Origin of the sequence: Obesumbacterium proteus, assembly GCF_001586165.1 — a bacterium.
Taxonomy (GTDB): domain Bacteria; phylum Pseudomonadota; class Gammaproteobacteria; order Enterobacterales; family Enterobacteriaceae; genus Hafnia; species Hafnia protea.
Window position 1 is genome coordinate 2,072,621 of sequence record NZ_CP014608.1, and the last position, 21,216, is coordinate 2,093,836.

The 21,216-nt window shown below is 50.1% G+C and carries 17 protein-coding genes, 1 tRNA gene and 2 pseudogenes; 12 read left to right on the top strand and 8 right to left on the bottom strand.

Annotation, left to right across the window (positions count from 1 at the left end):
* Nucleotides 1–178 precede the first annotated feature (178 nt).
* Complete coding sequence (locus DSM2777_RS09680; RefSeq protein ID WP_025801873.1) at nt 179–604, top strand: organic hydroperoxide resistance protein; 426 nt, start codon at nt 179–181, stop codon at nt 602–604.
* 82 nt (nt 605–686) lie between these two features.
* On the opposite strand, the gene DSM2777_RS09685 is transcribed toward DSM2777_RS09680, so the two are convergent.
* A tRNA-Ser gene (locus tag DSM2777_RS09685) sits at nt 687–776 on the bottom strand.
* A 152-nt stretch (nt 777–928) separates the two neighbouring features.
* Nucleotides 929–2,110, bottom strand: coding sequence for an ABC transporter substrate-binding protein (locus DSM2777_RS09690; RefSeq protein ID WP_061555369.1), 1,182 nt, complete (start codon nt 2,108–2,110; stop codon nt 929–931).
* 328 nt (nt 2,111–2,438) lie between these two features.
* Between DSM2777_RS09690 and DSM2777_RS09695 the strand changes: the two genes are divergently transcribed.
* From DSM2777_RS09695 to DSM2777_RS09710, 4 genes are all read left to right on the top strand, one after another.
* Complete coding sequence (locus DSM2777_RS09695) at nt 2,439–3,920, top strand: peptide MFS transporter (RefSeq protein ID WP_061553834.1); 1,482 nt, start codon at nt 2,439–2,441, stop codon at nt 3,918–3,920.
* 50 nt (nt 3,921–3,970) lie between these two features.
* On the top strand, nt 3,971–4,912 hold the full coding sequence (gene ghrA, locus DSM2777_RS09700) for a glyoxylate/hydroxypyruvate reductase GhrA (protein ID WP_061553835.1): 942 nt from the start codon (nt 3,971–3,973) through the stop codon (nt 4,910–4,912).
* A gap of 227 nt (nt 4,913–5,139) precedes the next feature.
* On the top strand, nt 5,140–5,877 hold the full coding sequence (locus DSM2777_RS09705) for a phosphatase (RefSeq protein ID WP_025801880.1): 738 nt from the start codon (nt 5,140–5,142) through the stop codon (nt 5,875–5,877).
* A gap of 75 nt (nt 5,878–5,952) precedes the next feature.
* The gene (locus DSM2777_RS09710; protein ID WP_061553836.1) at nt 5,953–6,525 is read left to right on the top strand and encodes a TorD/DmsD family molecular chaperone; all 573 of its coding nucleotides are present in this window, start codon (nt 5,953–5,955) and stop codon (nt 6,523–6,525) included.
* A 75-nt stretch (nt 6,526–6,600) separates the two neighbouring features.
* On the opposite strand, the pseudogene DSM2777_RS09715 reads toward DSM2777_RS09710, so the two are convergent.
* Both DSM2777_RS09715 and mdtH read right to left on the bottom strand, forming a co-directional pair.
* Nucleotides 6,601–7,163, bottom strand: a pseudogene (locus DSM2777_RS09715) (lipoprotein).
* A gap of 255 nt (nt 7,164–7,418) precedes the next feature.
* Nucleotides 7,419–8,624, bottom strand: a complete 1,206-nt coding sequence (gene mdtH, locus DSM2777_RS09720; protein WP_046457730.1) for a multidrug efflux MFS transporter MdtH — start codon at nt 8,622–8,624, stop codon at nt 7,419–7,421.
* Nucleotides 8,625–8,918: 294 nt separating this feature from the next.
* On the opposite strand from mdtH, the pseudogene rimJ reads away from it, so the two are divergent.
* The 4 genes and pseudogenes from rimJ (at nt 8,919) to murJ (ending at nt 12,791) form a co-directional block, all read left to right on the top strand.
* Nucleotides 8,919–9,502: pseudogene (gene rimJ, locus DSM2777_RS09725) on the top strand (ribosomal protein S5-alanine N-acetyltransferase).
* A gap of 29 nt (nt 9,503–9,531) precedes the next feature.
* Entirely contained in the window at nt 9,532–10,188 is a 657-nt protein-coding gene (locus tag DSM2777_RS09730; protein WP_061553837.1) for a DUF480 domain-containing protein, read from the top strand.
* Nucleotides 10,189–10,198: 10 nt separating this feature from the next.
* A complete protein-coding gene (locus DSM2777_RS09735) occupies nt 10,199–11,110 on the top strand; it encodes a Gfo/Idh/MocA family protein (protein WP_061553838.1) in 912 nt (303 codons plus the stop codon).
* A 142-nt stretch (nt 11,111–11,252) separates the two neighbouring features.
* A complete protein-coding gene (murJ, locus tag DSM2777_RS09740; RefSeq protein ID WP_046457727.1) occupies nt 11,253–12,791 on the top strand; it encodes a murein biosynthesis integral membrane protein MurJ in 1,539 nt (512 codons plus the stop codon).
* A gap of 80 nt (nt 12,792–12,871) precedes the next feature.
* Here the strand turns inward: murJ and argS are convergent, their stop codons facing one another.
* Nucleotides 12,872–14,602: an arginine--tRNA ligase gene (gene argS / locus DSM2777_RS09745; protein WP_061553839.1), complete on the bottom strand. Its 1,731-nt coding sequence runs from the start codon at nt 14,600–14,602 to the stop codon at nt 12,872–12,874.
* 233 nt (nt 14,603–14,835) lie between these two features.
* Between argS and DSM2777_RS09750 the strand changes: the two genes are divergently transcribed.
* Nucleotides 14,836–15,399, top strand: coding sequence for a VOC family protein (locus DSM2777_RS09750; RefSeq protein ID WP_061553840.1), 564 nt, complete (start codon nt 14,836–14,838; stop codon nt 15,397–15,399).
* A 63-nt stretch (nt 15,400–15,462) separates the two neighbouring features.
* Here DSM2777_RS09750 and DSM2777_RS09755 read toward each other — a convergent pair whose 3' ends face one another.
* Nucleotides 15,463–16,605 carry a MalY/PatB family protein gene (locus tag DSM2777_RS09755; protein ID WP_061553841.1) on the bottom strand — a complete coding sequence of 381 codons (1,143 nt, stop codon included), beginning with the start codon at nt 16,603–16,605 and terminating at the stop codon, nt 15,463–15,465.
* A 271-nt stretch (nt 16,606–16,876) separates the two neighbouring features.
* Here DSM2777_RS09755 and cutC point away from each other — a divergent pair, with 271 nt between their 5' ends.
* Complete coding sequence (gene cutC / locus DSM2777_RS09760; protein ID WP_061555370.1) at nt 16,877–17,635, top strand: copper homeostasis protein CutC; 759 nt, start codon at nt 16,877–16,879, stop codon at nt 17,633–17,635.
* Between the two features lie 109 nt (nt 17,636–17,744).
* Here the strand turns inward: cutC and cmoB are convergent, their stop codons facing one another.
* A complete protein-coding gene (gene cmoB, locus DSM2777_RS09765) occupies nt 17,745–18,716 on the bottom strand; it encodes a tRNA 5-methoxyuridine(34)/uridine 5-oxyacetic acid(34) synthase CmoB (protein WP_061553842.1) in 972 nt (323 codons plus the stop codon).
* Nucleotides 18,713–19,504 carry a carboxy-S-adenosyl-L-methionine synthase CmoA gene (gene cmoA, locus DSM2777_RS09770; RefSeq protein ID WP_061555371.1) on the bottom strand — a complete coding sequence of 264 codons (792 nt, stop codon included), beginning with the start codon at nt 19,502–19,504 and terminating at the stop codon, nt 18,713–18,715. Before cmoA ends, cmoB begins: the two co-directional genes overlap by 4 nt.
* A gap of 295 nt (nt 19,505–19,799) precedes the next feature.
* Here cmoA and DSM2777_RS09775 point away from each other — a divergent pair, with 295 nt between their 5' ends.
* Nucleotides 19,800–21,158, top strand: a complete 1,359-nt coding sequence (locus DSM2777_RS09775) for an amino acid permease (RefSeq protein WP_025801910.1) — start codon at nt 19,800–19,802, stop codon at nt 21,156–21,158.
* Nucleotides 21,159–21,216 lie beyond the last annotated feature (58 nt).

Genomic DNA, 21,216 nt, shown 5'->3' on the forward strand with positions numbered 1-21,216 from the left:
TCACCCTCACAGGGTCAAGAATAATTTCAGTAAAACCGTGCGTATGGCGAGGGAATAGCCAATCAGAGTGCTCTGACATCATCCTTGGTCGAGATGTACTACAGTTACCAAATGCAAGTGAGTGACCAAATGAAAGTTACCAAGCCACAATTCTCTAATCAGCCAAAAGGAAAACGTTATGTCGATTGAAAAAGTTGTCTATCGTGCAAAAGCGAAAGCCACCGGCGGCCGAGATGGTCGTGCTACCTCATCTGACGGCGTGTTAGATGTGAAGTTGGGCGTACCAAAGGAAATGGGCGGCGCAGGCGGGGCGGTGACCAATCCAGAGCAGCTCTTTGCCGCAGGGTATTCGGCCTGTTTCCTCGGTGCGCTGAAATTTGTAGCCTCAAAAGAGAAGGTCAAAGTTCCCGCCGATGCACAGATTGAAGGCACCGTGGGAATAGGTGAAATTCCAGGAGGTTTTGGGATTGAGGTTCAATTGGATATCAGTTTGCCAGGTGTTGAACGCAGCGTGGCCGAAGATCTGGTGAAAAAAGCCCATCAGGTCTGCCCATATTCCAACGCTACCCGCGGCAATATTGATGTGAAGCTGAACGTCATCTAACTATTCAGTACGTTAGTACGAGCGTCTAAATGACAAAAAGCAAAAAGCCCTGAATTTTCATTCAGGGCTTTTTGTTAGAAAATGGCGGTGAGAGAGGGGTTCGAACCCTCGATACGCTTTCGCGTATACACACTTTCCAGGCGTGCTCCTTCAGCCACTCAGACACCTCACCGTTTATCGCGACGTCGCCGTTGCGATGGGCGCTAATGTAGGGAAAACAGCGTGATGCGTCAACTTTATTTTTATCAAAACCAACTGTTTAGCTAAACAATCAGCAGATTGTTGTTTTCCTCAACGATAGCTGGCGTCTTTTACAACACCCTACTAGTGTCCGTAGCGTTTTTGCCATTCAGCGTCTAATGCCACCTGCCATGAAGGATGGGGCTCCGCGACGGCGTTAAACAGCGGTTTTTGCTCGGCAAAGAACGCACGCTGAGCCTGTGGTAAACGCTCAACGTCTAAAACGCTAGGATCTCCCCACTGTTTGCTATCGGCCTTGCGCGCCTGAGCTTCCGGCGACATCAGGAAGTTAATCACAACCTCGGCAGCGGGTTTAGCGCGTGCGTTGAAGGGGATCGCTAAAAAATGCACGTTGGTAAGCGCGCCCTGATTTAATGCATAAGTTTGCGTATCGGGCGGCAGGCTACCGGCGGCAATGGCCGCTGGCGCAATGCCAGGGTTAAACGTAATCGCCATATCAAGCTCATTATCGTTAAACATCTGGATCATCTGGGCATCGCTGGTCGGGAAGATTTTCCCTTGTCGCCACAGGAACGGATGCAGGGCGTCGAGATACGCCCACAGCGGTGCGGTATCTCGGGCAAATGTCTCTGGATTGACAGGTTTGTCTAGCGCAACGCCAGACGTTAATCCGATCAGCGCTGTTTTCAAGAAACTGGAACCGTGGAATTGAGGAGGGCGCGGATAGGTGATGCGTCCTGGGTGAACTTTCGCATAATTAAGCAATGCGGAAAGATCGGCAGGAGGATTCGGTGTGGCTTTTACATCATGGATAAAGACCAGTTGCCCGACGCCCCAGGGTGCTTCAAATCCGTCGGTAGGTACGGTGAAATCCTGCGTTACCGGTAGTTTTTTATCCACCCATTGCCAGTTGGGTAAACCCTGTGCGAACGGGCCATACAGTAAGCCATTTTGTTTTAAGGCATTGAAATTTTCGCCGTTAATCCACACTAAATCAGCGCTGCCATTTGCGGTATTACCCGCGGCTTTCTCTGCGCGAATGCGGTTGACCGTTTCGGCAATATCAGCCACTTTTACCTGTTTTAACGTAATGCCGTAGCGGGTTTGCAGCTCGGCTGTAGCCCAGTCGAGATAGCTATTCACCTGCGTGCTGCCTCCCCAAGCGTTGAAATAAACCGTTTGGCCTTTTGCCTGTTGCTGAGTTTGCGCCCATGCCGCGCTGGACTCTGTTGTATTGGCGTGTGCCGCAGGCGCGAGCAAACACAAACCGGTCAAAAGGGTAGGGAGTAGATTTCGCAGACGCATAATCAGCCTTATCAATAATGAAAACCAGATTGTAATGGCCTTTGTATATAAAAACATTAGCTTCACGCCATATACAAGCCATATAGATGAAGGTGTCGTAAGTTTTTAAAACCAGTAAACGTGAATAGTTACGCCAATAAACTGGATAAATAATGACTAAACAGACGAAATAACAACATTAATTCTGGTGTTTTGGATATTTATCCCGCTAAATGAGAACGAGGCTTGAACAAAAGATAACGGAATAATAGCCAACAAGCCCGCCGAGCCTAGGCTCTGGTAACTCTCAGGAAGAGTGTGTACAACATCATTTAGCAAGGGGAAAGCGGTGAGCTCGACGACACCCATTCAACCATCTTCACACCGCAGCGCCATTCCGGCTGGCTCTGGTGCTCTGTTCTTTATCCAAACCTTTTCAACGCTTGGCTTTGCCGTGCTTTATTCCACCTTGGTGCTGTATGCGACCAAGCGCTTAGGATTCAGTGAAAGCGACGCCAATGCCATGATGGGCGTATTTGGCGCCTTCAACTATGGTCTACACCTGTTTGGCGGCTATCTCGGCGGCCGTTGCCTGAGCAACCGTAACCTCTTTATTTTAGGTATGGTATTGCAGGTCATCGGTTGTTATATGATTGCTGAGATGGGCGTATCAGGCCTGTATTGGGGATTGGCGATGTTCCTCACCGGCAGCGGATTAAACGTCACCTGCCTGAATATGATGCTAACCCAACGCTTTGCGCCGGACGACGATCGCCGTGAGGGCGCATTCCTGTGGAACTATGCGGGCATGAACCTAGGCTTTTTTGCCGGTTTTGCCGTCGCGGGTTACTTCCAACTCAGTGAAAACTATCGCGCACTATTCTTATTTGCCACCATCGGTAACGCGGTAGCCATTCTGGTTACGCTGTCGCGCTGGCAAATTTTGGCGGACATCAACACGCCGCTCAAGCAGGCCTCGCGCAAATCGTTCTATTTGCGCATGTTGGCAGGCTTGGTTGTGCTGGTGGCATTGGTGCCGATTATCCGAGTTCTGCTGACCCACGCCGATTTCAGCAGCTATTTTGTGGTGGTGCTCGGCATTCTGATTTTCATCATGCTGTGCATTATGACGCTACGTCATCGTGAAGCCGACGAACGTCGTCGCATGGTCGCCTATCTGATTTTAGCCGCGGGTTCTCTGGTGTTCTGGTCGCTATACCAGCTGGCTCCAATGGGGCTGATGCTGTTCTCTGAGCATAATATCGATCTGAATGTGTATGGCCTGCGTGTAGCGCCTCAGTGGATTCAGAACATCAATACCGTCGTGATTGTGGTCGGCGGACCGCTGATGGCTTTACTGTTTAAACGCCTGCGTGAACGTGGCTTAAACATTGATATACCTTTGCAATTTTGTGCCTCACTGTTTTGCATGGGATTAGGTATGCTGGTTCTGCCGCTGGGGATCCAACTTGCAGGCGGTGATGGTTTAGTCGCATTCAAATGGATTGCGTTGAGCTATGTGCTGCAAAGCTTTGGTGAGCTGATGATTTCGCCGATTGGTTACGCGATGATCGGCAAACTGGCACCGGCACGCCATCAAGGTTTGATGATGGGCTGTTGGATGATGGTAACCGGCGTGGCCTCCGTGCTGGCCGGATATGTTTCGGGGCTGATGCCACAAAATAGCGGTAGCACGCCGTTGGAGACTAACCCAGGCTATAGCAGCGTATTCAACGCGTTGGGCTGGGGTTCTGTTGCCACGGGCGTGGTGTTGGTGTTGTTAATTCCGCTGCTGCGTCGATTAATTGCCCAACAACGTCAGACCTGCTAAGACCGCGACGAGCGAACAATACGACTAAAACAGAAAACTGGAGGCACGAAGTGGATATCATTTACTACCATCCGTTTTTTAATGCGCAGATTTGGCTGGATGGTATGCGCAAGCGTTTACCGGAAGCCAATATTCGCCAGTGGCAGTCTGGGGATGATAAGCCCGCAGACTACGCGCTGGTTTGGCAACCACCGTTTGAGATGCTGGCTAAGCGCCAAGATCTACGCGGCGTATTTGCGCTGGGCGCGGGCGTTGACGCGATTTTGGCTCAGGAAAGGGCGAATCCCGGTACGTTGCCGAAAGGTGTTCCGCTGGTGCGCTTAGAAGACACCGGAATGGCGTTGCAGATGGAAGAATATGCGGCGGCGACCGCGTTGCGCTATTTCCGTCGCTTCGATGAGTACGAACAGCAACAGCGTCAGGGCATATGGCAGTATCTGGCACCGCACGATGCCTCTCAGTTTGTGGTGGGTGTGTTGGGCGCGGGTGTTCTAGGCGGAAAAGTAGCAGAGCGTTTGGCTTCGTTTGGCCTACAGGTTCGCTGCTGGAGCCGCACGGAAAAACACTATAGCGGCGTTCAGAGCTACTTTGGACAAGAGCAGTTTGCGTCGTTCCTGCAAGGGACTCAGTTGCTGATAAACCTGTTGCCGAATACGCCAGAAACCGTGGGTATTCTCGACAAGTCTCTGTTTGCGCAGCTTAACGCCGGAGCCTATATCATCAACTTGGCGCGTGGTGCGCACATGAAAGAGGATGATTTGCTGGCGGCGCTGGAATCTGGACAGGTTGCGGCGGTAACGCTCGACGTGTTTGCCAAAGAGCCTTTGGCGATTGAGCATCCTTTCTGGAAACACCCGCGAGTGACGATTACGCCACATATTGCCGCTATCACGTTGCCCGAAGTCGCGATGGATTATGTCGCGCAGAACATCTTGGCGATTGAAGCTGGGAAAACGCCGGAAGGCGTAGTAAACATGGATTTAGGTTATTGATGATATCCCCGTCGTCCTTCAAGATGCAGGGGTGTTGGCTGCGTTTGCTTACCCTAGTCACATAGTTATCTATGCTCCTAGGGCTTCACAAACTTGCCGCCTACCTGCATCTCGAAGTAACTTGGGGATAGAAAATATTCATTGCTGTATGAATACGTTCTATTTGCTAACCTTATAGGGACACGCCTGCTGGTGCCAAAACCAGCGGGCCTTAGACAGGAGAAGCCATGTATCCCGTAGATTTACATATGCACACCGTGGCAAGTACCCACGCCTACAGCACCCTTCATGACTATATTGCCCAAGCAAAAAAGTGTGGTATCAAACTTTTCGCCATCACCGATCACGGTCCTGATATGGCCGATGCGCCGCATTATTGGCATTTCATGAATATGCGCGTATGGCCGCGAATTGTTGATGGCGTGGCTATTTTGCGTGGTATCGAATCTAATATTAAGAATACGCAGGGCGAAATTGACTGCACGGGTCGCATGTTAGACGAGATGGATCTGATTATTGCGGGATTCCACGAGCCGGTTTTTGCACCGCGCGACCGCGATAGCCATACTGAGGCCATGATCGCCACGATGGCCAACGGCGATGCTGATATTATTAGCCATCCAGGCAACCCGAAGTTTCCAATCGATATTCGCGCGGTTGCTGAGGCCGCAGCGCGTTATAACGTGGCGCTAGAGCTGAATAACTCCTCGTTTACACATTCTCGAATTGGCAGTGAAGCAAACTGCCGAGCCATTGCCGAAGCGGTGCGCGATGCCGGTGGCTATCTGTCGCTCGGGTCAGATTCGCATGTCGCATTTTCGCTGGGAAGTTTTGATCACTGTATCCGAATCATGAATGAGGTAAACTTCCCGCAGGATAGGGTGCTTAACGTAACGCCGCGCCGTCTGCTCGATTTTCTGGTTGAACGAGGGAAGGGCGCAATCCCCGAACTGGCCGATTGGTAATTAATTAGCAATTTGCGCGAAGTGACAATGTCACATTTTAGGCCGCTTTTACAGGCCATATTTTCAGGATTAGAAATGAACGATTTTTCTATCATCTGCCGTTTGTTGGGAAGCCTGTTTTCCCGCCAGCCGCAGGATGCTGTACTGACCCCCGTATTTGATTTGATGACGCAGGGTAAACTGCAACAGTTTTGGCCTATTGAGCAAGACGCGCTGCTGACCCGTTTGCAAACCGCCGCGAAAGATCGTGCCGCGTTAAGCGTTGATTATGACGCCATGTTTAGCGGTGCCGATGCGTCAGTCGATGTTCATCGTAGTGATTATCAAGAGAATGCTACCGAGCAGGAAGTTCGTGATTTTTTAACCCAGCGTGGAATGCCTTTAGGCGACCAGCCTGCTGATGCCTTTGGGCAGTTGTTGCTTGCCGCATCGTGGCTGGAAGATCAGTCTGCCGAAGACGAAGTTCAGGCACAAATCGCGCTGTTTGATGAGTATTTACTGCCATGGTGTGGGAAGTTCTTGGGCAAAGTCGAAGCGCATGCAACCACGGCGTTTTATCGCACGCTGGCTGAATTGACGCGTGAAGCGCTTCAGGCGATGTGGGATGAACTTTCTGAAGGCGAGAGCTCAGACGAAGACGCAGAATAAACGTTTGCGAACTGTTAAATAAAAAGCCGGTGTTCAATCGTAAACACCGGCTTTTTTATTATGAGATACCGAGTATTAGTCAGTGAAAGGAATAATAATTTCGCCCGGTTTAACTTCGATACCTTTAGCCAGTTTTTTCGCCAAGGCTTCTTTTTCGCTCTTATTCGGATCTAACGTATAAACGGCTTTTTCGTTGAAATAGGTTTTTAAGGATTGGTTCAAATACGGCACCACCGCTTTCATCACGCCAGACATTTTTCAGGCTTAACCGTGTAATCGGTTAATTCCATATCACGCAGGAAAATAGCACCTTGCTCGCTGTTATAAACCGGCTGAGCCTGTAGCGTGATCTGCATGTCGCTGGTCTGTGGGCCGAGAATAGAGCTGATATTGACTTTTGCATGGCCCGTGAGGGTAATTTTATTAGGGTCAGTACGCCCAATTTGGCTGTTAAGCTGGTCGACGGTAATGTCGGCGTCAACTAACCCAGAGATGCCAATTTGTTTCTGGAAATTATTATACTTTTGCAGATATTGGTTCATATCCTGCTCAGTAATTGTGTATTGGGTCAGTTTATTACAGGCCGCTAATACCAGCCCCGCAGCAACGATCCCTGCTATATAAATCGCCTTCTTCATATTATCTGACCTCTAAATACAGAATAAATAAGTGTGCTAATTAACATGTTAACGCTGTCGACCTGATTGTGTCATAGATCTACCAGAGAGAAAAATAACGTATGTTTCATCCTGTTAATACACATTGATCGTGGGATGAAAGGTGTCTTCTTTCACGATGATAGGCAACATGCTGGCATGAATTTAGAGAGAACGTACTGCGTTCTGAATCAGATAATGACGAAAATTCAGAACGCAGTACTTTAGAGGGGGGCTTTAGCTTCCGCCTAGCACGGCAGGAGCGATGCTGCGTTGATTGAATTGCCAGTACAGCAGAATCAGCGTAAGCACGCCGACCACGCCGAGTAAAAACCACGGCAGTTCAGGCGTTCCAAGCGCTTGGCCGGTGTCATACATCCAACCACCGCCGGTATACCCGATAGCCCCACCCAGCGCTAAGCCTAAACGGCTAAAGCCCATATAGCTGCCACGGGCACGCGGATCGGCTAACGAGGCGCTTAACGTCTCACGTGCTGGCTCGGCGATAATTGAACCGAAATAGAAACAGCAAATTAAAATAAATAGCGTGCGAAGCTCAGTCGCTAGACCGACAGGGAACATGCTAATCGTCATAATCAACAACCCAAACATCAGCCGTGTTTCGAGGCGGAAATGTTTTTCGCTCCAGCGCGCAATAGGATAGAGCAGCGTCAGAGACAGCGTGGCCTCGATGGCATACATCCATTTAACCGCCGTTGGGGTACCGGCAATTTCGTTGACCATAATGGGCAACATCAGCATCACCTGCACGGCCAGCATGTAGTAACCTGTCAGCGTCAGCACATAGAGCAGAAAACGGCGATCGCGAATAACGCGCATCATGCCTTCTTTGATTGGCGCCCGAACCGTCGAAATTCGATAGGCAGGCAGTAGCCACGCATTACAGGCTGCTGCCAGCACAAAAATGGCCGCACCGACCCAGCAGACATAGTGAAAATCGTATTGTAGCAGCCAGCTACCGATCAGCGCGCCCACCACGGCGCCCGCGCTATCTTGCATCATCAATAGTGAATAAAAGCGGCTGCGTTCATGCGGGCGGGTCAGCTTAATCACCAGTGCGGTACGCGGCGGATCAAACAGCGTCCCGCCTAGCGCAGACAGCGCGCACGAAAGCCACAGGATCCAAGGCTCGCTGGCAACGGCCATCGAGGCGAAACCCGCTGCGCGCAGCAACATGCCAATGACGATCATCGGTTTCGCACCAAAGCGGTCGGCGATGGCTCCGCCAAAGATCCCTAATCCTTGCTGGACTAATTGTCGCAATCCCAGTGCCGCCCCCACGACCACCGCCGCCCAACCAAGTTGGTCAACGAAGCGAATCGAAATAAGAGGGAAAACGACAAAGAAACCGAGTACAACCAGTAAATTGTCTAACAATAAAAAATACTTACCCAAGCTCCTAGCTTGCGACACCAGCGACATGTTTCACCATCAGCGAGAAAATAAAAAAGGAGGGATTGACTCGTTCATTTTCTACCCATTTTCAGCGTGGGTATAGGTCTGATTAATAATATTTTTCTGCAAATAGTCGGCCTCATAATACTTTTCATTATGAGCAGTGAGAAATTAACCGTTAACTAGGCAGCAGAAATAGAAGAAAAAGGCCTTAACCGCTGCTAAGTGCGCAATATTGCTACAGCTAAGGTATTACCCGCCATACAAAGAGCGGTTATAGTGATAAGTAATAAAATGTTTGCATGTGGTGCTGGAGGATTGATGTTTGGCTATCACAATAGCGGGCCAAAAGTCCGTTTAACCACCGACCGTTTGGTGGTGCGTTTGGTTCATGACCGCGATGCCTATCGTTTGGCTGACTATTACGCAGAAAACCGCGAATTCCTAAAACCATGGGAACCTGTACGCGATGAAAGCCATTGTTATCCTTCGGGCTGGCAGGCGCGATTAGGGCTTATCAATGAGCTACAGAAACAGGGCAGCGCCTACTATTTTCTGTTGCTCGATCCCGATGAGAATGAAGTTCGAGGCGTGGCTAATTTTAGTAACGTGCTGCGGGGTTCTTTCCATGCCTGCTATCTCGGTTATTCGCTCGGCGAGAAATGGCAGGGCAGGGGTTAATGTATGAAGGCGCGCAGGCGGCGATTCGTTATATGTTCCGTCAGCAGCGGCTGCATCGAATTATGGCTAACTATATGCCGCATAACCAACGCAGTGGGGATTTGCTCAAGCGTATGGGCTTTGAGAAAGAGGGTTATGCCAAAGATTATCTGCTGATAAACGGTAAATGGCAGGATCACGTTTTGACTGCGCTGGTTAATCGAGAATGGACTGCGCCGCGCTAACTGTTTGCGTTCACAAGGATCTAAGACCAATGAAAAACCCATTATCTCCACTTGAAGCTCGCGTGATTGGTTGTTTTCTGGAAAAACAGGTCACCACGCCCGATCAATATCCGCTTTCGCTCAATGGCTTAACCACCGCCTGCAATCAGAAAACCAATCGTGAACCGGTGATGGATCTCAGCGAGTCCGACGTGCAATCAACGTTGGATATGCTGATGAAAAAGCATCAGGTGCGCTCGTTAAGCATTCCTGGTAGCCGCGTGATGAAATACGAACATCGGTTCTGTAACTCAGAGTTCGGAAACCTGAAATTCTCTGATGCCGAAGTTGCGGTAGTGTGCTGCCTATTACTTCGTGGGCCGCAAACCCCCGGCGAGTTGCGCACGCGAACCAACCGCATGCATGAGTTTAGCGATGTGACGCAGGTTGAACAGGTGCTCAATGAGCTAGCTACGCGCGAGGATGGTCCTTTTGTCGTTCGTTTAGAACGTGAGGCGGGTAAACGTGAAAGTCGCTATGCGCATCTCTTTAGCGGCGAGGTTGAAAACGTTGCGACCTCTGCCATTGAAAGCACCTACAGCGCGCCGGTTGATAGTGGCTTAGCCGAGCGTGTCGAAGCGCTTGAAGCCGAAGTGGCAGAGTTAAAAGAGCGCGTACAAAGCCTGTTGGATCACCTTGCTGACTAAGAGAACAAGAATGACGAAATTACGTATTGGCGTTGTTGGGTTAGGTGGTATCGCGCAAAAAGCCTATTTGCCTATTTTGAGTCAGGCAGAGCGCTGGCAGTTAGTCGGTGGTTTTTCTCCCACGCTGGCTAAGGCGCAAGGCGTATGTGATAGCTATCGAATGACGGCCTTTTCTCGTTTAGATGAACTGGCCGAACAGTGCGATGCGCTGTTTGTGCACAGCAGCACCAATACGCATTTCGATGTCGTGCGTGAGCTTTTGCAGCGCGGCAAACATGTTTACGTCGATAAACCGTTGGCGGAAACACTCGATCAGGCCGAGCAGTTAATTGCGCTGGCTGAACAGAAAAACTGTCGTTTAATGGTCGGGTTCAATCGCCGGTTTGCGCCACGCTACGTGCAGATTAAACAGCAGGCCAGCGACGTGGCCGCTATTCGTATGGATAAGCATCGACATCAAAACATTGGCCCGAAAGATGCGCGTTTCACCTTGCTGGATGACTACCTGCACGTGGTGGATACTGCGCTATGGATGAGCGGCAAAAATTTAAAGCTAAAGTCGGGGACTTTGCATACCAACGACGTGGGGCAAATGATTTACGCCGAGCATCATTTTAGCGCGGGGCAGATTCAGGTCACTACGTCGATGCACCGCGCAGCGGGATCGCAACGTGAAGTGATGCAGGTTGTTAGCGGTGGGGCGATTTATGATGCGCAGGATCTCAGGAGTCTGCATATCGAACGTGATACCGTTTTGAGTGAATTGCCGATAGCTGGCTGGCAATCAACCCTTGAACAACGAGGGTTTGTTGGCGCGGTAAATCATTTCATCGACTGCGTTGAGAACCAAACGGCACCAATAACCTCGGGCGAGCAGGCGATAGCCGCTCAACGAATTATTGAAGGCTTGCTGTCCCAGTAGGCGTATTGGCACACATTTTGTCCCTATCATCTTGGTTTGTAACATCTCTAACTAGATCTTCCGCGCGAGATAAGTAGACTAGTGCTCCTAAATTGCCCTTGCTGTATTCAGCAAGGGTCGCAACCGTTGAAAAAACTAACTCATGAATTTATTAAAATCACTGGCGGCGGTCAGTTCGATGACCATGTTTTCGCGCGTGTTGGGATTTGCGCGAGATGCGCTTGTGGCACGTATTTTTGGTGCGGGAATGGCGACGGATGCCTTTTTTGTCGCATTTAAACTGCCGAATCTGTTAAGGCGTATCTTTGCCGAAGGCGCATTTTCTCAGGCATTTGTGCCTATTTTAGCAGAATACAAAAGTCAGCAAGGCGAAGAGGCAACGCGGACTTTTGTTGCCTACGTCAGCGGTATGCTTACGCTGGTGCTGGCGGTAGTGACCGTGCTGGGCATGCTCGCTGCGCCGTGGGTGATTTATGTGACTGCGCCGGGCTTTGTCGATTCGCCGGATAAATTTACGCTGACCTCGTCGCTTTTGCGCGTCACGTTCCCCTATATTTTACTGATTTCTCTGGCCTCGTTAGCGGGCGCAATACTGAATACGTGGAATAGGTTCTCGGTGCCGGCTTTTGCTCCGACATTTTTAAACGTTAGTATGATCGGTTTTTCTCTGTTTGCGGCTCCGTATTTCCATCCACCGGTGATGGCATTGGCATGGGCGGTCACCGTGGGTGGTGTCTTGCAGTTGGCTTACCAACTGCCGCATTTGAAAAAGATCGGAATGTTAGTTCTGCCGCGCTTGAACCTGCGCGATGCTGGCGTTTGGCGCGTAATGAAGCTGATGGGACCCGCCATTATTGGTGTTTCCGTGAGCCAAATTTCATTGATTATAAACACCATTTTCGCGTCATTCTTGGTGTCTGGCTCGGTTTCTTGGATGTACTACGCTGACCGTTTGATGGAGTTCCCATCCGGCGTGTTGGGCGTGGCATTGGGCACTATTTTGCTGCCGTCATTGGCGAAAAGCGTATCTAGCGGACGTCATGAAGAGTATTCCCGCTTAATGGATTGGGGGTTGCGTCTGTGCTTTGTATTGGCACTGCCGAGCTCAATTGCGCTAGGTATTTTATCTAAGCCGCTGATTGCGTCTCTATTCCAGTATGGTCAGTTCACCGCGTTTGATACCGAAATGACGCAGCGTGCTTTGATTGCCTATTCAGTCGGCTTGATGGGGCTCATTCTGGTGAAAGTGTTGGCGCCCGGCTTTTACTCCCGCCAGAACATCAAAACACCGGTGAAAATTGCCATTGCCACGCTGATTTTGACCCAGTTGATGAACTTGGCTTTCATTGGGCCGTTTAAACACGCTGGCCTTTCTCTCTCTATTGGACTTGCGGCCTGCCTTAACGCCAGCCTGCTGTATTGGCAGTTGCGTAAGCAAAAAATGTATATTCCGCAGCCGGGCTGGGCTCTCTTCTTGGTTAAGCTGGTGGTTGCGGTTGTTATCATGGCCGCGGTGCTCATCGGTATGATGTGGTTTATGCCAGCGTGGGACTCAGGCAACATGCTGATGCGTTTATTACGCTTGATGGCGGTGGTTGTGGTTGGCGCGGGCTCTTACTTTGCTGCGTTGGCGCTGCTTGGATTCCGCGTGCGAGACTTTACGCGCAACGTTGTCGTGTGATGATGTTTGTTAGGCAATAAAAAACCGGCCATCAAGGCCGGTTTTTTTATGTCAGAACAATATGACGAATAATAAACGAATTACATACGTTCTACGGTTTCGATACCCAGCGTATCTAGGCCAGTTTTCAGCGTTCTTGCCGTCAGCGCAGCCAATTTCAGGCGGCTGTTACGTTGCTCTTCGCTCTCGGCCGTCAGGATAGGGCACGCTTCGTAGAAGCTTGAGAACAGACCCGCTAAGTCATACAGGTAGGTACACATGACGTGCGGAGTGCCTTCACGAGCCACCTGAGTAATGGTTTCTTCAAACTGAATCAGGCGAGCCGCCAACGCTTTTTCGCGATCTTCCGCCAGGACGATATCACCGGTCAGCGATTTTTCATCAATACCGGCGCGTTTGAATACGGAAGACACACGCGTATAGGCGTATTGCATATATGGCGCGGTGTTGCCTTCGAACGCCAGCATGTTGTCCCAGTCGAAGATGTAATCCGTGGTACGGCTTTTTGACAGATCCGCGTATTTCACGGCGCCAATGCCAACAACGTCAACCAACTTGGCCAACTCTTCGCTGCTTAAATCTGGGTTTTTCTCTGCGATCAGTTTGCCTGCGCGTTCAACCGCTTCGTCCAACAGGTCAGACAGTTTAATGGTGCCGCCTGAACGGGTTTTGAATGGCTTGCCGTCTTTGCCTAACATCATGCCGAACATGTGATGCTCAAGGCTAACAGAGTCTGGTACGTAGCCCGCTTTACGAACGATAGTCCATGCCTGCATCAAGTGCTGGTGCTGACGGGAATCGATGTAGTACAGCACGCGATCGGCACCCAGCGTTTCGTAACGGTATTTGGCACAGGCGATATCGGTAGTGGTGTACAGGTAGCCGCCATCCTTTTTCTGGATGATGACGCCCATAGGTTCGCCGTCTTTGTTTTTGTATTCGTCGAGGAATACAACGGTAGCGCCTTCGCTTTCTACTGCTAAACCTTTGGCTTTCAAATCTGCAACGATGCCAGGCAGCATGCTGTTGTACAGGCTTTCACCCATGACGTCGTCTTTGGTTAAGGTGACGTTCAGACGCTGATAGTTTTTCTGGTTTTGCGACATGGTGATGTCGACCAGTTTGCGCCACATTTCGCGGCAGTATTCGTCGCCGCCTTGCAGTTTAACCACATAGGCACGTGCACGCTCAGCAAACGCAGCATCTTCGTCGTAATGCTTTTTCGCTTCGCGATAGAAGGCTTCCAGATCGGAAAGATCCATTTCATTCGCGTGCTCGTTCTGCATTTTTTCCAGATAGGCGATCAGCATACCGAACTGGGTACCCCAGTCGCCGACGTGGTTAGCACGAATGACGTTGTGACCGAGGAATTCCAAGGTACGGACGGATGCATCACCGATGATGGTGGAGCGCAAATGACCGACGTGCATCTCTTTGGCGACGTTTGGCGCAGAATAGTCAACCACGATAGTTTGTGGTTTCACCGGAGCAACACCTAAACGTTCGTCTGCCAACGCGGCTTCAACCTGTTTTGCCAGCCATGCAGGATCTAAGAAGATATTAATAAAACCCGGACCCGCGATTTCAACTTTGTTCGCGATACCGTCTAGCTCAAGATGGGTCAGCACCTGCTCTGCCAGTTGTCGTGGAGCAATACCCAGTTTCTTGGCCGCGCCCATGACGCCATTGGCCTGATAGTCGCCGAATTGCGCTTTCGCGGATTGACGGACAAGAGCTTCGCTGTCAGCAGGAGCGCCTGCAGCCACCAGAGCTTGGGTGACTTTATCTGAAAGAAGTGCCTGAATATTCACCGGGTTACCTTAAGTTTGTAACGCCAGACGTGCGTGACGACGGCGTTTTATATGTGAGATCGTTAATCGAGGTGCATTCACACCAAAACAGCCGATAATTATATGTCAATTCGCTGCGTGAGTCAGCAAGCATGCGCTTATACAGCGAAGATAGCCGCCATAAATAGGACGTGGAAGTCTGTGAAAAGAGCAGGTAAAGTACGCAGCCTTGCGGATAGCGGAGAACCGAGAAAATGACATTTTTGGCAGAGATTGAAACACTGCGCGATTTAGATGCAGATCTGGATCGTTTTACCACGCTGCTACAGGGATTTGCTGACAAGCTTGAGCTCGATTTATCGGCATTCAGCGCGGACCATATCTCTTTGCGTTGTCACCAGAATGCCACGGCCGATCGTTGGCGAGCGGGGTTTGAAATCTGTGGTTCTTTGCTGTCGGAAAATATGATTAACGGGCGGCCTATTTGTTTATTCGATCTCAGCGAACCGCTTCGAGTCGGCCCGTGGCTGATTGACTGCGTGGAACTGCCTTATCCGGGTGAGAAACGTTATCCGCACGAAGGTTGGGAGCACGTTGAGTTGGTGATTGGCGGCGACCCGGCAACGTTGCATCCACGCGCCCTAGAGTTACTGTCAGACTCGGCACTGCTGGCACCGGGCATCAAGTTGAAATTCAGCAGTCCCAAAGGGGAGCAAGAACGTTTGCCAAACCCGACGTTGGCGGTCACCGACGGTGAGGTGACGATAAAATTCCATCCTCACTCTATTCGTGAAATTGTGGCGAGCGAACAGCAGTAAGCTGACGTTTCAATGTAAAAAAGCGCCATTCCGTTGCGGGATATGGCGCTTTTTTATGGAAAATTACAGCGCGTTGATGGCATTTTCCATGCGGTCGAGCGCTTTGTTCAGCAGGTCACGATGGCAGCCAAAATTGATGCGTACAAATTTAGCATCACCGAAATCCGCACCCGGTGACAGACCGACACCGGCCTGCTCGAAGAAGGCATGTGGATTATCAACAGGCAGTTCGGATGCATCCACCCACGCCAAATAGGTGGCAGCGAGATTAACCGTAGACAGACCTTTCATCGCATTGATACGTTTTACCAGCAGGTCGCGGTTGCCTCGAAGATAATCAAGCTGTGCGTCAAGCCACGCCTGCCCATCACGGTAGGCTGCTTCAGCGGCAACGTAAGCCAGAATATCCACATTAGGAACTAGCCCTGCGCGTTCTGTGTTGAAACGGTCGCGTAGGTTTTTATTCGGGATAATGGCAATCGTCGCGCCGAGTCCGGCAATATTATAGGTTTTTGATGGTGCCATCAGCGTGATGCTGCGCTGGGCGGCATCGTCGCTCAGAGAGGCGATAGGAATATGTTTTACGCCGGGCTCTAGCAGCAGATCGCAATGAATTTCATCAGAACAAATAACGAGATCGTGGCGCTGGGCAAAGGCGAGCTGTGCTTCAAGTTCTTCACGTGTATAAACCGTGCCGCCTGGGTTATGCGGGTTGCACAGCATCATCAATTTTTCATTGCCGGTGAGCTGTTGCTCAGCGCTGTCTAAATCCATGACCCAGCGTTGATCGCGTAGCTTCACCGGAATTGACAGCTGTTGACGATGGGCAAAGCAGGATGATTTAACAAACGGTGGATAGATTGGGAAGGGGGCCAGCGTGTGCTGCTGAGGATCGGTAAAGGCGCGAACGCTGAGATTCAAGCCACAAACCATACCCGGCAAAAAGACTAACCATTCAGGTTTTACATCCCACTGATATAAATTGCGCATGCGCTCAATAAATATACTCACCAATTCTTGTGATGGATCGCCGTAGCCAAATACACCCTCAGCAACACGCTTTTGCAGGGCATCAATAACGGCTGAAGGGGAACGGAAATCGGTATCAGCGACCCACATCGGAATGATGTCTTTGTTCGCATATTTGTTCCATTTCTGGCTATCACTGTGACTTCTGTCGACCCATTCATCAAAATTGAATGTCATAGTATTCATCCTTTAGTAGGCTTAGTTCCTGCCCCAGTAGGCAATAGTAAAACAGACGGTAAAAACGTCATGGCGATGATTAATGTGCGTTTTTCTGCCGGTTTGCATGAGTGTTCTTAAGCGTATCAAGAGTTCGTTACTGGGAACGATACTTATCACGTTTTTTGTCAGCCTACGCGAGAAGGTTCCACTTTCTCAAGTGTCATTACGTTGGAATGAAAAGTTTTCACGTAACGTAGTCTGTTTTGGCGGTTTTTTTGGAGGTTTTTTCATTATGAAATTGGAAATTTGTTGCTTCGGGGTGGAATGTGCCCTGACGGCGGAGCGCGCAGGTGCAGATCGTATCGAGCTTTGCGCAAGCCAGTTAGACGGTGGTTTAACGCCAAGCTACGGGACCTTGAAACTGGCTCGTGATAAGGTTTCTATCCCCGTACATCCGATTATTCGCCCGCGCGGCGGAGATTTTTGCTACAGCTATACTGAATTTGAAGTGATGAAAAACGACATAGCGATGATCCGCGATATGGGATTCCCCGGCGCTGTCATTGGTATGTTAGATGCTGAAGGTCATATCGATTTGCCAAGAATGCGTGAGCTGATGCAGCTAAGCGGTAATATGGCGATCACGTTCCATCGTGCTTTTGATATGTGCGTGAGCCCACTCGTTGCGTTGAGCCAGTTGACCGATTTAGGGATTGCGCGCATTCTGACATCGGGTCAGCAGCAAAGCGCAGAAGTTGGCTTACCGTTGCTCAAAGAGTTACTTAATGAGACTCAAGGCCCGGTGATTATGGCGGGTGCAGGAGTGCGTTTAACTAACCTGCATAAATTCCAAGAGATTGGTTTGACTGAAGTACATAGCTCTGCGGGCCATATGGTGCCGTCAGAAATGCGCTACCGTAAAGCGGGAGTGACGATGTGCTCAGACAGTGAGTTTGATGAATTTACGCATTATTGCGTCGATGGCGAAGTGGTCGAAGCAATGAAAACCGCGCTAAGTCTCGGTGAACCGTATCCACGTTCTGCATAACGCAGAGGTGTGTTGAGCAGTTCCAGTAGAAGTAGTACGAATTTTAGTGGATGTCTCACTAAACAGTATGGCCCCAACAATTGTTGTTGGGGCTTTTTTCGCTTAACGCTTAGGGTTTACGCGCCACAATGACCGCACGAATAGGGGCAGGGTAGCCTTCTACGGTTTTTGTTTGGTCGTTAGGAGCGAGGAACTCCGCCAATGACTCGCTAATCATCCAGTCGGTGCGGCGCTGTTCATCCAGCGTAGTCACACAAGAATCAACGATGCGGACATCCACAAAACCGCATTTTTCGAGCCATTTTACCAAGGCCTTAGCCGAAGGAATAAAATAGACGTTGCGCATTTGCGCGTAGCGATCACCGGGCACCAAGACCTGATTTTCATCGCCTTCAATGACCAACGTTTCAAGCACCAGTTCGCCGTCTTTAACCAGTTGGTTTTTTAACTGATATAGATGATCAAGCGGTGAGCGGCGGTGGTAGAGCACGCCCATCGAGAAAACGGTGTCAAAGGCAGCCAACTCCGGCAGTTGTTCAATGCCGAGCGGGAGTAAATGTGCCCGCTGATCGCCGCCTAACAGCTTGCGCACGGCTTCAAACTGACACAGGAAAAGCTGCATTGGATCGATGCCCACGGCAAAATGGGCACCGGCGCCAATCATTCGCCACAGGTGATAACCACTGCCGCAGCCCACATCAAGAATGGTGCGACCTTCCAAAGGGGAAATATGTGGTAAAACACGTTCCCACTTCCAATCAGAGCGCCATTCCGTGTTGATATGAATGCCGTACAAATCGAAAGGGCCTTTACGCCACGGCATTAACGCACGCAGCATTTTTTCGATACCTTCTTTTTGCCCCGGCCCAAGCTCAGGTTCCGCTTGCGCACTGACGCCGTGAAGTAAATCTAAAGTATGGGGCGTGATTTCAGGAAGACGATCGACGGCGTTAAACCAGTCTTTAAATTTGCCGTGCAGCGACTCGCGTTGCCATGCGGCCAGCTGTGCTGGTAACACTTCCAGCCAGTGGCTGAGCGGGCTATTAGCAATACGCTGATAAAAATTACCAAACTCGATCATGCGACGACGTCTCCCTTCACGGCTAACAAGGAGCCGAAATTAAAGCATTGGAACCAGATTTCTGCGTGTTCAAATCCGGCCTGATTCAGGCGTTTTTTATGGGTTTCTACCGAGTCGGTCAGCATCACGTTTTCCAGCATGCTGCGCTTCTGGCTGATTTCCAGTTCGCTATAGCCGTTGGCACGCTTGAAGTCGTGGTGCATGTTAAATAGCAGCTCGCCCAGCGTTTTATCTTCAAAATTAAATTTCTCAGAAAGTACCAAAATGCCACCCGGCAATAGCCCCTGATAGATTTTGTTCAGCAGCGATTGACGCTCTTCGGGGGCCAAAAATTGCAGCGTGAAATTGAGAACCACCATCGAGGCGTTCTCAATGTGAATATTTTGAATATCGGCTTCGATGACGTCGACCGGCGTCTGGGCGCGGAAAGCGTCGATATGACGGCGGCAGCGCTCTACCATCGCAGGGGAATTATCCACGGCGATAATTTGGCATCCTTCGGCGCGAATATTGCGGCGCATGGACAACGTTGCAGCACCTAGCGAGCAGCCCAAGTCATATACGTTGGTATTTGGCTGTGCAAAGCGCTCTGCCAACATCCCGATCATTGAGATGATGTTGGAATAACCCGGCACCGAGCGTTGGATCATATCGGGGAAAACTTCAGCGACGCGCTCGTCAAAAGTCCAATCGCCGAGCTTAGCAATCGGGGCCGAGAAAAGCGTATCGCGGTCAACGCCTTTCTTATCATCAAAAGTGTTATCAGAATGAGTATCGCGGTTTGACATAAACAGGTGCATGCGGTTTCAACAAAGGGCGCACATTTTAGCAGATAAACCCCAGCTTGGGCTATTCCCTTGCGAGGAAGAGGGTTGTGACGACGGTAATAGGGTGTAGATAGCGTTAATGAGGGCGTTGACGAATGGATAAACTGGCAACAACCAGCTCGCCTAGCATGAAGTTTGGCTTGATTGCAATAGGTCGGAAGTGATACAAAGCAGCCCGCAATGTAAATAAAATAATACGATGCGCCACGATTCAGCGTTCACACAGCGCGAATGACGCTATCGCACAGAGGATAAAATGGGCGATCTGCAACAAGAAGAAACCCTACAGAGGGGATTGAAAAATAGGCATATCCAGCTGATTGCACTTGGTGGTGCAGTGGGTACGGGGCTATTTTTGGGTATTGCGCAAACCATTAAAATGGCAGGCCCGTCGGTGCTGCTGGGTTACGCTATTGGTGGCTTTATTGCATTTTTGATCATGCGCCAACTGGGTGAAATGGTGGTTGAAGAGCCGGTAGCCGGTTCATTTAGCCATTTTGCCTATAAGTATTGGGGAAGTTTTGCCGGTTTCTTAGCAGGCTGGAATTACTGGGTTATGTTCGTGCTGGTAGGGATGGCGGAACTGACTGCGGTGGGCATCTACATCCAATATTGGTGGCCGGATATTCCAACGTGGATGTCGGCGGCTGGCTTCTTTGTGATCATCAATATCGTCAATTTGGTCAACGTTCGCGTATACGGTGAAACTGAGTTTTGGTTTGCGATCATCAAAGTCGGCGCGATTATCGGCATGATTGTCTTTGGTGCGTGGATGTTAGCTTCCGGTTCCGGCGGCCCGCAGGCAAGCATCACTAACCTATGGACCCAAGGCGGCTTTTTACCGAATGGTTGGCATGGCTTAATCATGGCTATGGCGGTAATTATGTTCTCCTTTGGTGGTCTTGAACTGGTAGGGATCACCGCTGCGGAAGCCAGCGAACCGCGCAAAAGTATTCCGAAAGCGACCAATCAGGTGGTTTATCGCATTCTGATTTTCTATATCGGCTCATTAACCGTCTTGCTGTCTCTGTATCCATGGCAAAACGTTGTGCAGGGCGGAAGCCCATTCGTGATGATTTTCCATGCGCTGGATAGCAACTGGGTGGCTACCGCACTGAATATCGTGGTGCTCACGGCTGCGCTGTCCGTTTATAACAGCTGTGTGTATTCCAACAGCCGTATGCTGTTTGGCTTAGCAAAGCAGGGCAATGCGCCAGCGGCATTGACGAAAGTGAACCGCCGTGGCGTGCCTATTCTGTCTATTGGCCTTTCTGCATTAACAACGTCGGCGGTAGTTTTAATTAACTATATTATGCCGGGTGAGGCTTTTGAACTGTTGATGGCGCTGGTGGTGTCTACACTGGTTATTAACTGGGTGATGATCTGTATGGCTCATCTCAAGTTCAAAGCGGTAAAAAACCAGCAGGGTGTGGCGACAGCTTTCAAAGCGCTTTGGTATCCGTATGGTAATTACTTATGTTTGGCTTTCTTGGGGCTAATTCTGGTGATCATGTATATGACACCGGGGATTCGGATTTCAGTGATCCTGCTTCCAATTTGGGTAGCTGTTCTGTGGATCGGATTCATGCTTTCTCGTAAGAAAAACAAAGCGTAACCTGCGAATCTCTAAGCAAAAGGCAATCTTCGGATTGCCTTTTTTGCTAAGTCATTTG